The following is an 11,812-nucleotide window of genomic DNA, read 5'->3' on the forward strand; positions in this document are numbered from 1 at the left end:
CGCACACCGCGTGACCGGCACACGGGTGACTTTCCGCAGCAGGGTAGTGGCCGCGCGCACGCCCCACCGGGACTCCCGAACAATTAGAGGGTTTTCCCTACCCTCCGCTTCACCCTCCGCTACGACGACACCGGGCACCCCGCGACGAGCGGGGTGCCCGGTGTCAGGCCGGTGCGGGACGCGTCAGCCGTGCTTGGCGCGGCTCGCGGCGCGGGCGCGCTCCCGGGCGTCCAGGTTCACCTTGCGGATCCGGACGGCCTCCGGGGTCACCTCGACGCACTCGTCGTCGCGGCAGAACTCCAGGGACTGCTCCAGCGACAGCTTGCGCGGCGGGACGATCGACTCCGACACGTCGGCCGTGGACGACCGCATGTTGGTGAGCTTCTTCTCCTTGGTGATGTTGACGTCCATGTCGTCGGAGCGGGAGTTCTCGCCGACGATCATGCCCTCGTACACCTCGGTGCCCGGCTCCACGAACAGCACGCCGCGCTCCTGGAGGTTCGTCATCGCGAACGCGGTGACGGCACCGGCGCGGTCGGCGACCAGGGAGCCGTTGTTACGGGTCTGCAGCGGGCCGAACCACGGCTCGTGCCCCTCGTGGATGGAGTGCGCGATGCCCGTGCCGCGGGTCTGGGTGAGGAACTCGGTCCGGAAGCCGATCAGGCCGCGGGACGGCACGACGAACTCCATGCGGACCCAGCCCGAGCCGTGGTTGGACATGTTGTCCATCCGGCCCTTGCGGACGCCCATCAGCTGCGTGACCGCGCCCATGTGCTCCTCGGGCACGTCGATCGTCATGCGCTCGACGGGCTCGTAGATCTTGCCGTCGACCTCCTTGGTGACGACCTGCGGCTTGCCGATGGTCAGCTCGAAGCCCTCGCGGCGCATCGTCTCGACCAGGATCGCCAGCGCCAGCTCACCGCGGCCCTGCACCTCCCAGGCGTCCGGGCGGTCGGTCTCCAGGACGCGCAGCGAGACGTTGCCGATCAGCTCGCGGTCCAGGCGGTCCTTGACCTGGCGGGCGGTCACCTTGCGGTCCTTGACGGCGGCCTTGGCGTCGGCGCCCTTGCCGGTGCCGCCGCGGCCGACCAGCGGCGAGGTGTTCGTGCCGATGGTCATCGAGATCGCGGGCTCGTCGACCGTGATCAGCGGCAGCGCGACCGGGTTCTCCGGGTCGGCCAGCGTCTCGCCGATCATGATGTCCGGGATGCCGGCGACGGCGCAGATGTCACCCGGGCCCGCCTTCTCGGCGGGCTTGCGGGAGAGCGCCTCGGTCATCATCAGCTCGGAGATGCGCACGTTGGTCACGGAACCGTCGCGCTTCATCCAGGCCACGGTCTGGCCCTTCTTCAGCTCGCCCTGGTGGACGCGCAGCAGCGCGATACGGCCGAGGAAGTTGTCCGCGTCCAGGTTCGTCACGTGCGCCTGGAGCGGGGCCGTCTCGTCGTACGTCGGCGCCGGGATGTGCTCCAGGATCGTGGAGAAGAACGGCTCCAGGCTGGTGGAGTCGGACGGGACCGTGCCGTCGTCCGGCTTGGTCAGCGACGCGACACCGTCCCGGCCGCAGGCGTAGACGATCGGGAACTCGATCTGCTCCTCGTCGGCGTCCAGGTCGAGGAAGAGGTCGTACGTCTCGTTGACGACCTCGTCGATACGGGCGTCGGGCCGGTCCGTCTTGTTGATGCACAGGATGATCGGCAGCCGGGCCTGGAGCGCCTTGCGCAGCACGAAGCGGGTCTGCGGGAGCGGGCCCTCGGAGGCGTCCACGAGGAGCACCACGCCGTCGACCATCGACAGACCGCGCTCGACCTCGCCGCCGAAGTCGGCGTGGCCGGGGGTGTCGATGATGTTGATGGTGATCGGGTCCCCGCCGTCCTTCGGGTGGTACTTCACCGCGGTGTTCTTGGCGAGGATCGTGATGCCCTTCTCACGCTCCAGGTCGTTCGAGTCCATCATGCGGTCGTCGACGGAGTCGAGCTGGTGGGCGGCGAAGGCGCCCGCCTGCTTGAGCATGCCGTCGACGATGGTGGTCTTGCCGTGGTCTACGTGGGCGACGATGGCGACGTTGCGGATGTCGTGGCGCGTGGCCATATTGCGGCGTACTCCCGGAGTGTGAGGAATGCCCTGCGCGGACGTCTGTGTTGCGCGGGCCCTGCCGGGCTGAACGTGCCTCGGCCACACCCCATGGTACGGGGCCGCTGCCGTTGGGGCCTGCCGGGTGAATACGGCCCGGTTTCCCGGCCCTCGGCGCCGGTGCCGACCCCGCCCGGGGCTGCCGCCACCGGGTCCCCGCTCCGGCCCGGGCGGATCCGTCCCCGAGCGTCGGGCGGGCTGGTGCGCCCGCCCGGCCTCTCCAGCTCAGCGGTCGTTCTTCAGGAAGCCCATGTCCTCGTACACCGGCGTCTCGAAGCCGAAGGCTCCCGCGTTGGCCAGGTCCTTGCGGGCCGCCGTCAGCTGGGGGCGCTGGTAGAGGGGGATGGAGCCGGCTGCCGCCCAGATGCGGGAGTCCGCCTTGCGGATCAGGGAGCGCGCCTCGTCCTCGTCCAGGGTGGCCGCGGCCTGGTCGAACAGCTGGTCCACCTGGTCGGTGCCGACGCGGGTGTAGTTCTGCTCGACGCTCAGCGAGCCGTCGGCGGCCGGGACGGGCTTGGCGAAGATCGGGCGGGCGTCGGTGGCGGGGAAGGCGGACGCGGGCCAGGAGTACAGGGCGAGGTCGTACTCGCCGGACGCGATGTGGTCCTTGAAGTAGCTCGCGTCGGGCACCTTGGTCACGGTGGTGCGGATGCCCACGCGGTCCAGCATGCGGACGATCCGGTCGGCCACCCTGCGCAGGGACTCGGTGCCCGGGCCCGACGGCAGGACGAAGCGGAGGGTGAGCGCCTTGCCGCCCTTGGCGAGCCGGCCGGCCGCGGCGGGCGCGGCGGTGCCCTTGGGGGCGTAGGCGCCGGACGCGCTGTCCCGGCTCCGCTCCTCGTCGGTCGTGCCGTGCGGCGGCCGGTCGCGGTCGGCCTTGCCGTCGCCGCTGCCGCCCCCGCCGACGATGTACGTGCCGTCGTCGTCCCCGGAGTCCTGCCCGGCGTCCTTCTTCGCGTCCTTTCCGGTCTTCCCGCCCTCGGCCCCGGCGGCCTTCTCGCCCTTCTGCTTCTTGACGGGGCCACCGCGTTCCCAGCCCGCGTCCGCGAGCAGGGCCTGCGCCTCCTTGGTGTCCTGGCCGCCGAGGGCGCCGCTGCCGTCGGCGTAGGCGGCCTGGCCGGAGAGCGCGAGGTGGCTGCCGACCGGCACCGCGGGCAGGCCGAGGGGCTTGAGGACGGCTCGGGCGATCTCCTCCCGGTCCAGGGCGCGGGCCACCGCCCGGCGGACCCGCTCGTCGGCGAGCGGGCCCCCGGAGCCGTTGAGGGCGAGCTGCGTGTAGGCGGGCTCCAGGGACTTGCGCACCTCGTAGCGGCGCAGCGCGTGCTGTCCCCGTTCCCGCTTCCCGGCCGCCCCGCGCAGCGCGCGCCGGGCCTCCGTCTCCCGCTCGGCGGCCTCCTCGTCGGAGCCGTGGGCGACGGCCCAGGAGCGCAGCGCGTCGGCGGCGGAGCGGTGTCGTCCGGGGGCGGGCACGAGGCCGGGGCCGGCCAGCGGGGCGCCGGGGTCCGCCGCGGGCGCACCGGCCGTCTTCGCGCGGGCGGCGGCGGTGATGCGGCGGGCCGTGGCGGGGTCGATGTCGGCCAGGTCGATCGTGCCGGCGATCAGGGCGGCGGCGCGCCTGTCGCGGGGCACGGCGCGCAGCTCGATCGCGGAGAGCCTGGCCGGGTCGCCCCACCAGCGCGCGTTGCGGACCAGGGTGACCCGGCCGTCCGCGCGGTCAACCCGGTTCACCGTGAACGGTCCCGCGGTGACCGCCAGTTTCCGGCGGGCCCCGTCGTTGAAGGCGTCCGGGGTGCCCATGACCTCCTTGGGGTACAGCGGCGAGAACAGTGACTTCCAGTCGGCGTAGGGACGGCTGAAGGTGACCTTGACCTCCAGGTCGCCGGAGCCGCGCTGGATCTTCTCGATGCGCTCGTACCCGGCGTTGCGGGCGGTCCAGTAGGCGCTGTCCTTGCCGGACAGGGCGCGCCACTGGGCGGCGAAGTCGGCGGCGCCGATCTCGCGGCCGTCGCTCCAGACGGCCTGCTGGTTCAGCTTGTACAGCACGACCTGCTTGGGCTCGGTCTCGACGATCTTCGCCGATTCCAGGAAGCCGGGGTGGCGCTCGGCGCGGCCGTTGCCGTCGAGCCGGTACATCGACGGCAGGACGGCCTGCGCGATCCGGGAGGTGGTGGCGTCGGCGTCCGACTGGAAGGTGTTCAGGGTCTGCGGCACCGAGTCGACCGCCCAGCGCAGAATCCCCCCGTCGGCGAGGTCGGCGCGGGCGGCGGGCGCGATGTCCTGCCCGGCGAGCGGCTTGCCGGCCGTGTCATCGGAGCTGCAGGCGGCCAGCAGGGGCACCGCGAGGGCGCCCGCGGTGAGAAGGGCGACCGAGCGCGGCACCGCGCGGCCACCGGGGGTTGGGCGAGAGGGCCTGGGTCCGACGCCGTGGTGGGACATCTCTGGGTACCTCCGGGAGGCCGCGGGCGGTATGATCACTTTTGGCGGTATATGGATCTCATCAGATGTATGCGGCCACTGAAGAGGAAAGGGTTCAGCAGCTCGCGGCGACACGACGGCGAAAGGGCCCAGGCCCACCCGTGCGGCGCAACGGGCCCGGGGCGCGTCGGGTACGGCGCGCGCCACTCGGCGGGGACGCGCCTCGGCCAATCCGTACGCGTCCCTTCACACCGGCAGGTGTGACGCGCGACACTTTCAGGCGCATGAACGTTGCCGCCTTGGGTCGGAAGAACCCGCGGAAGTGAGGGCAAGTCATGTCCGTGCACGACGACCTGATAGCAGTCCAGCGCTGCCTCGACGACCTGAACCGGTCCGTGGGGCGCCTGGAGAAGCAGCTGGGCCGTGGCGGTCTGGAGATGCGCCGGGTCCGTACCGACGCCGAGCACCTGCGCGAGAGCGTCGCGCTGCTGCGGGCGGTCGCGGCCTCCCCGGCCGCGCAGCAACGGCCCGAGCTGGTCACCATCTCCGACACGCCGTACGACCCGGCGCTGTGGACCGACTCCGACGACGAGGGTCTCGGCGCCCGCGACCGGCGCGCTCCCTGACCCCGACCGGCACGCACCCCGACCCCGACCGGAGGCGAGACGTGGCCACTGGGACGCAACCTCCCGCCACAGACCCCCATCCCCCGGGCGGCGGCGTGCGCAGCGGTGCGCGTGCCGCGATCGCCGCCCCGCACCTGCGGACCGACCGCTGGTGGCTGGCGCCCGCCGCCACCGTGGCCGGTCTGCTGGTCTTCGTCGTCTACTCGACCTGGCGGGCCTTCGCCAACGCCGACTACTACGCGGCGCCGTACGTGTCGCCGTTCTACTCGCCGTGCCTCGCGGAGAACTGCGAGCCGATGCGGGCCGGCCCGAACTGGGAGATCTTCGGCAGCTGGTGGGGCCTGTCCCCGGCCGTGCTGATCCTGGTCTTCCCGCTCGGCTTCCGGCTGACCTGCTACTACTACCGCAAGGCCTACTACCGGGGCTTCTGGGCGTCCCCGCCGGCCTGCGCGGTGGCCGAGCCGCACAAGAAGTACACCGGCGAGACCCGCTTCCCGCTGGTGCTGCAGAACCTCCACCGGTACTTCTTCTACACCGCGCTCCCCGTCGCCGCGATCCTCACCTACGACACCGTGCTCGCCTTCCGGGACGAGCACTACGCGTGGGGCCACATGGGCCTGGGCACCGTCGTCTTCCTGGTGAACGCCGTGCTCATCTGGGCGTACACGCTGTCCTGCCACTCCTGCCGGCACATCGTGGGCGGCAGGCTGAAGCACTTCTCGCGGCATCCCGTGCGCTACCGCATGTGGCAGCTGGTGGGGCGGCTCACCGGCCGGCACATGCTGCTCGCCTGGACGTCGCTGGCGAGCGTGGCGCTCGCCGACCTCTACGTGTACCTGGTCGCGTCCGGGGTCTTCGACGATCCGCGCTTCTTCTGAATGAGTGGGGCCTTGTGATGTCCGTGGTCGACCGGCAGGAATGGGACGTCGTCGTGGTCGGGGCGGGCGGCGCCGGACTGCGGGCCGCCGTCGAGGCACGCGAGCGGGGCGCCCGTACGGCCGTGATCTGCAAGTCGCTGTTCGGCAAGGCGCACACCGTGATGGCCGAGGGCGGCATCGCCGCGGCCATGGCCAACGCCAACGAGCACGACACCTGGCAGGTCCACTTCCGCGACACCATGCGCGGCGGGAAGTTCCTCAACCAGTGGCGGATGGCCGAGCTGCACGCCCGGGAGGCGCCCGAGCGGGTGTGGGAGCTGGAGACCTGGGGCGCCCTCTTCGACCGGACCGGGGACGGCCGGATCTCGCAGCGCAACTTCGGCGGCCACGAGTACCCGCGCCTCGCGCACGTCGGCGACCGCACGGGCCTGGAACTGATCCGCACCCTCCAGCAGAAGATCGTCGCGCTCCAGCAGGAGGACCACCGGGAGACCGGCGACTACGAGTCCCGGCTGAAGGTCTTCCAGGAGTGCACGGTCACCAGGGTCCTCAAGGACGGCGACCGGGTCTCGGGCGTCTTCGGGTACGAGCGGGAGTCCGGCCGGTTCTTCGCCGTCGAGGCACCGGCCGTCGTCATCGCCACCGGCGGCATCGGCAAGTCATTCAAGGTGACGTCGAACTCGTGGGAGTACACCGGCGACGGGCACGCGCTGGCGCTGCTCGCGGGTGCTCCCCTGCTGAACATGGAGTTCGTGCAGTTCCACCCGACGGGCATGGTCTGGCCGCCGTCCGTGAAGGGCATCCTCGTCACGGAGTCGGTGCGCGGCGACGGCGGCGTGCTGCGCAACTCCGACGGCAAGCGGTTCATGTTCGACTACATCCCCGACGTCTTCAAGGACAAGTACGCCGAGTCCGAGGACGAGGCCGACCGCTGGTACGACGACCCGGACCGCAACCGGCGTCCCCCCGAGCTGCTGCCCCGCGACGAGGTGGCGCGGGCGATCAACACGGAGGTCAAGGAGGGCCGGGGCTCCCCGCACGGCGGAGTGTTCCTGGACGTGTCGACCCGGATGCCCGCCGAGGTGATCAAGCGGCGGCTGCCGTCGATGTACCACCAGTTCAAGGAGCTGGCCGACGTCGACATCACGGCCGAGCCGATGGAGGTCGGGCCGACCTGCCACTACGTGATGGGCGGCATCGCCGTCGAGTCCGACACGGCCGCGGCGCGCGGGGTGCCGGGGCTGTACGCGGCGGGCGAGGTGGCCGGCGGCATGCACGGCTCGAACCGCCTCGGCGGCAATTCTCTTTCGGACCTGCTGGTCTTCGGGCGCCGCGCCGGCCGGCACGCGGCCGAGTACGCGGCGGGCCTGGCCGCGGCCCGCCCCCGGATGGCCGACGAGGAGATCGCCACGGCGGCGGCCGAGGCGTTGCGGCCGTTCTCCGCCGAGGGCCGGGAGACGGCGCAGGACGACGGACGGCCCCCGGAGAACCCGTACACCCTGCACCAGGAACTCCAGCAGACGATGCACGACCTGGTCGGCATCATCCGCCGCCGGGAGGAGATGGAACAGGCGCTGCGGAAGCTGGCCGAGCTGCGGGAGCGGGCCGGGCGGGCGGGCGTCGAGGGCCACCGGCAGTTCAACCCGGGCTGGCACCTCGCCCTGGACCTGCGGAACATGCTGCTGGTCAGCGAGTGCGTGGCGCGGGCGGCGCTGGAGCGCACCGAGTCCCGGGGCGGGCACACCCGCGAGGACTGTCCCGCGATGGACCGCGCCTGGCGCCGGGTGAACCTGCTGTGCCGCCTCACCGGGCAGGAGACCGGCCTGGCCGCCGCGGAACCGGTCGCCGACCGGATCACCCTCACCCGCGAGACCACCGAGCCCATCCGCCCGGACCTGCTGGCCCTCTTCGAGAAGGAGGAGCTGGTCAAGTACCTGGCCGAGGAGGAGCTGTACGAATGAGCGGCTACGAGGCCCGTTTCCGGGTGTGGCGGGGCGACGCCGACGGCGGCGGCCTGGCCGACTTCTCCGTCGAGGTGAACGAGGGCGAGGTGGTCCTCGACATCATCCACCGACTCCAGGCCACCCAGGCGCCCGACCTCGCGGTGCGCTGGAACTGCAAGGCGGGCAAGTGCGGTTCGTGCTCGGCCGAGATCAACGGACGGCCGCGGCTGCTGTGCATGACCCGCATGTCCGTGTTCGACCCGGCCGAGACGATCACGGTCACCCCGCTGCGCGCGTTCCCGGTGATCCGCGACCTGGTGACGGACGTCGGCTTCAACTACGACAAGGCCAGACAGGTCCCGGCCTTCGTGCCGCCCGCCGGGCTGGGCCCGGGCGAGTACCGGATGATGCAGGAGGACGTCGACCGGCCGCAGGAGTTCCGCAAGTGCATCGAGTGCTTCCTGTGCCAGGACACCTGCCACGTGGTGCGCGACCACGAGGAGAACAAGCAGGCCTTCGCGGGTCCCCGGTTCCTGATGCGGGTGGCCGAACTGGACATGCACCCGCTGGACGCGGCGGCCGAGTCCGGCCTGGACCGCAAGAGGACCGCCCAGGACGAACACGGCCTCGGCTACTGCAACATCACCAAGTGCTGCACGGAGGTCTGCCCGGAGGGCATCAGGATCACGGACAACGCGCTGATCCCCCTCAAGGAACGGGCCGTGGACCGCAAGTACGACCCGCTGGTCTGGCTGGGCTCGAAGATCCGCCGCCGGCCTTCCTCCTAGAGCGACCCCGAGCGGGGCACCCAGCCCCCCGCGTACGCCCGCCAGGGCCCCGGCTACCGGTCGCGCAGCCGCTGTCCTGCTCATACGCTCCGGAGCGTGACGCCTTCCTCCATCCGGGGCCGGGCGCACCCCGGCGTGCTGCCGGCCGCCGCCACCCCGGCCCACGGGGCACGAGCCCTCGGCGAGTGCTCTGACCGGGAAGGTTCACCGGTCCGCGGAGGGCTCGGCACGGCAGCTCGCGTGTCGTCCTCCACTTGGCCGGTTGCCCTGGCGGACGGTTCGCTCACGGCCGGCGGTCTCCAGGGCGGTGGGCCATCGGCTCACCAGGCAGGGCGGATCGGTCCCGGCGGTGCAAGGAGTGTCAGGTCGGCGACGAGTTCGCTGAAGCGCGCCTGGCCCAGTACTTCTCGCCACGGTGCGACGGCAGCCCGGGCCGCCTGGTCGGCGGCGTGCGTGGCGGCCCGGCCGGTCTCGGTCAGTCCCAGGAGGCGGGCGCGGGCATCGTGCGGGTGTGGATGCCGCTCCACGTACCCCTTTCGGACCAGCTCCTCGACCAGCTGGGCGGCGGCCTGCTTGGTCACCCCCAGGTGCTCGGCCAGGTCGGCCGTGGTGGCACCGCCTACAGAGATGCGGGCGAAGGCGAAGCCGTGTGCGGGTCGTAGGTCTTCGAATCCCTGCTGGGACACGCTGGTGTGGATTTCCTGCACCAGCTGTCCGGAGAGTGCCAGCACGAGTGCGGAGAAGGCCAGGGCGTCGTCCATGGGCTTGACTATAACTCGTCAAGCCGCTTGTCTATCTAGACAAGAAGCTTGTCTAAGGAGGGCTGGGGTATGCCGTTCATCCGCAGTGACGAGGCCGTCGTACACGACATTCACGGCGGCCGTTTCGTTTCCTACGTCCGTCCGGACACCGGCAGCCGGAACCTCGCCGCCTGGCGCGTCGAGATCCCGGCCGCAATGGTGGGGCCGACCCACACGATCAGCGACGAGGAGACCTTCTACGTCCTCTCCGGTCGCCTCCGACTCACCATCGATGGTGAGAGCGCCGAACTCCGCGCAGGTGACGCGGCAGTGGCACCTGCAGGCTCCGAACTGGCGGTCGCCAACACCACCGACCAGCCCGCCCACATGTGGGTCACCACACGTGTCGGGCTCACCGCCAAACTGGCTGACGGCAACACCATCACACCGCCCTGGGCTCACTAGTGTGCTGGTGACCGCGTAGGCTCGCCGGGTTCTTCAGGCTGCGGTGGCGAGGGGGCGTCCGCCCCAGTGGATGCCCTTTTCGCTTCGGATGCGGGCGCGTTCCTTGCGTTCGGCGGCGAGGACGTCGCGGTGACGGGCGTTGGCGTTGCGCCACCGTAGATAGGCGTGGAGTGCCCGGGTCTGCACGGTGTGGCTGGGATGGTTGGAGTTGGTGATGGTGAACTGCCGCAGCGGTCCGAAGTGGGCCTCGATGGGGTTCGCCCACGAGGCGTAGGTCGGGGTGAAGCACAGCTCGACCTTGTTCTTCTTCGCCCAGCGGCGGATGGTGTCGCCCTTTTGGGCGGAGAGGTTGTCCAGGATCACGTAGATCGGGGCGCCGTCGGGCCGGGCGGCGCGGATGGATTTCAGCGCGGCCAGCGTGTTGGCGGCGCCCTTCTTGCGCCTGTTGACACCCCATAGCCGGTCGTCGCCGACCGAGTAGCAGCCGTGGAAGTACCGCACGCCGTGGGTGCGGTGGTAGGTGGCGGGCAGCCGGTCGGGGCGTTTGCGCGCGGCCCAGCCCGAGCCTGCGGTGGGGCGGATGCCGAGCGGGCCGAACTCGTCGAAGGCGAAGACCCGGTCCGGGAAGCGGTCGAGGACTTCCTCGATCCGGTCTAGCTTCGCCTCGCGTTCGAGGTCCGGGGATTCCTTCCAGGTCTTGGTGCGCTGGAAGGTGACGCCGCGGCGGGCGAGCAGGCAGCGTAACGCCTCGCGGCCGATGAGAATCATCCGGCCGTGGATTTTGCGCAGGTAGGCGACGAGTTTGCGCAGGGACCAGCGGGTGAAGGGCTGGCCGAGCTTGGTGGGGCGGGTGGTGGCCGTCTGGATGACGAAGTCCTCGTCGTCAGGGGTGAGCAGGCGGGGACGGCCTCCCGCCCACTGAGGGTCCAGGCAGGCCAGGCCGATCTCGTTGAACCGATGAATCACATCGCGCACGGTGTCCTCATCGGCCTGCACCAGCTGGGCGATCACCGGAACCCGGTTCCCGCCGGCCGAGGCCAGCAGCATCATCGCGCGCCGATAGCGCACCGAACTGGTGCTGCCCCGGCGCACATCTGCTGCAGCTTCTGCCCTTCCTGGTCGGTCAGTCTGCGCACACGCACGGGCTCGGCCACCGCGCCTCCAGCGGTCGGATCGGACGTCACCCCACACCCAACCGCCACGACCACCAACCCGGCGAACCTATGCGGTCAGAGCACGAGCAGAACGTACGGACGTGCGGACGTGCGGAACTCCGTACGCCGGGCCGAGGGGCACGTGAGCGGGGTCGCCGGGGACGTCCTCGGGGGGCCTGCTCGGCGCGGCCCCTGAGGAGACCCTCGGACGACGGCACGGTGGGCGCGGAGGGCCCGGTGCCGACTTTCGGTGGGCCGCGCACGCGGGGGCTCGGGGGCTGTCACCGGCGTAGAGGGTCGGTGTTTTGTAGTGAGTCGGTGACAGTGCGGCCGACGGCCAGGGCTTCACCGAGACGCCTTTATATGATGATCCGAACTTGACGGGACTTCACTCGCACTGACCGACCGGCGAGTTGGGACCGAACGGGCCGGACGCACGGGGGTGGGCAAGGCGTGATTCAGCCGGACAAGATTCCGCAGTTCACGGGTGACCTGGCGCAGCTGGAGAAGGACTACGGCGATCTGAAGAAGGACGCCGGGAACGTCCGGGACACGGGCAGTGACGTCCACTCCCGGTTCCAGGGCCTGTCGGCGTACTACCGGGCGCCGGAGGCGGAGCAGTTGTTCGCCACCACCAAGCCGGTGAAGGACAAGGCGGACGCGTTCGCGG

Annotated in this window: 9 protein-coding genes and 1 pseudogene; 6 read left to right on the plus strand and 4 right to left on the minus strand. The window is 71.1% G+C overall.

The genetic code is table 11. The features are described 5' to 3' along the window. Positions 1-183: 183 nt before the first annotated feature. Together typA and AB0M97_RS06745 are read right to left on the minus strand one after the other, a co-directional pair. Positions 184-2,091, minus strand: a complete 1,908-nt coding sequence (typA, locus tag AB0M97_RS06740; protein WP_365959640.1) for a translational GTPase TypA — start codon at positions 2,089-2,091, stop codon at positions 184-186. Between the two features lie 267 nt (positions 2,092-2,358). Continuing rightward, positions 2,359-4,569 carry an ABC transporter family substrate-binding protein gene (locus tag AB0M97_RS06745; RefSeq protein ID WP_365959641.1) on the minus strand — a complete coding sequence of 737 codons (2,211 nt, stop codon included), beginning with the start codon at positions 4,567-4,569 and terminating at the stop codon, positions 2,359-2,361. Positions 4,570-4,883: 314 nt separating this feature from the next. Between AB0M97_RS06745 and AB0M97_RS06750 the strand changes: the two genes are divergently transcribed. From AB0M97_RS06750 to AB0M97_RS06765, 4 genes are read left to right on the plus strand one after another with little or no spacing between them, the layout of a single operon-like run. After that, positions 4,884-5,174: a hypothetical protein gene (locus AB0M97_RS06750; RefSeq protein ID WP_365959642.1), complete on the plus strand. Its 291-nt coding sequence runs from the start codon at positions 4,884-4,886 to the stop codon at positions 5,172-5,174. 41 nt (positions 5,175-5,215) lie between these two features. Next, positions 5,216-6,052 (plus strand): hypothetical protein, encoded by an 837-nt coding sequence (locus tag AB0M97_RS06755; protein ID WP_365959643.1) that lies wholly within the window; start codon positions 5,216-5,218, stop codon positions 6,050-6,052. A gap of 17 nt (positions 6,053-6,069) precedes the next feature. Next, positions 6,070-8,013 carry a fumarate reductase/succinate dehydrogenase flavoprotein subunit gene (locus tag AB0M97_RS06760; RefSeq protein WP_365959644.1) on the plus strand — a complete coding sequence of 648 codons (1,944 nt, stop codon included), beginning with the start codon at positions 6,070-6,072 and terminating at the stop codon, positions 8,011-8,013. Further along, positions 8,010-8,783: a succinate dehydrogenase/fumarate reductase iron-sulfur subunit gene (locus AB0M97_RS06765; protein WP_365959646.1), complete on the plus strand. Its 774-nt coding sequence runs from the start codon at positions 8,010-8,012 to the stop codon at positions 8,781-8,783. The genes AB0M97_RS06760 and AB0M97_RS06765 overlap by 4 nt, the downstream gene beginning before the upstream one ends. A gap of 320 nt (positions 8,784-9,103) precedes the next feature. Here the strand turns inward: AB0M97_RS06765 and AB0M97_RS06770 are convergent, their stop codons facing one another. After that, positions 9,104-9,544 carry a MarR family winged helix-turn-helix transcriptional regulator gene (locus tag AB0M97_RS06770; RefSeq protein ID WP_365959647.1) on the minus strand — a complete coding sequence of 147 codons (441 nt, stop codon included), beginning with the start codon at positions 9,542-9,544 and terminating at the stop codon, positions 9,104-9,106. Between the two features lie 69 nt (positions 9,545-9,613). Between AB0M97_RS06770 and AB0M97_RS06775 the strand changes: the two genes are divergently transcribed. Continuing rightward, on the plus strand, positions 9,614-9,988 hold the full coding sequence (locus tag AB0M97_RS06775) for a cupin domain-containing protein (RefSeq protein ID WP_365959648.1): 375 nt from the start codon (positions 9,614-9,616) through the stop codon (positions 9,986-9,988). 33 nt (positions 9,989-10,021) lie between these two features. On the opposite strand, the pseudogene AB0M97_RS06780 reads toward AB0M97_RS06775, so the two are convergent. Beyond that, positions 10,022-11,142: pseudogene (locus AB0M97_RS06780) on the minus strand (IS630 family transposase). A 453-nt stretch (positions 11,143-11,595) separates the two neighbouring features. Between AB0M97_RS06780 and AB0M97_RS06785 the strand changes: the two are divergent. Further along, positions 11,596-11,812, plus strand: a 217-nt coding sequence (locus AB0M97_RS06785) for a hypothetical protein (RefSeq protein WP_365959649.1), incomplete at its 3' end; no start/stop codon positions are given.

The organism is Streptomyces sp. NPDC051207 (assembly GCF_040682395.1).
Lineage (GTDB): Bacteria > Actinomycetota > Actinomycetes > Streptomycetales > Streptomycetaceae > Streptomyces.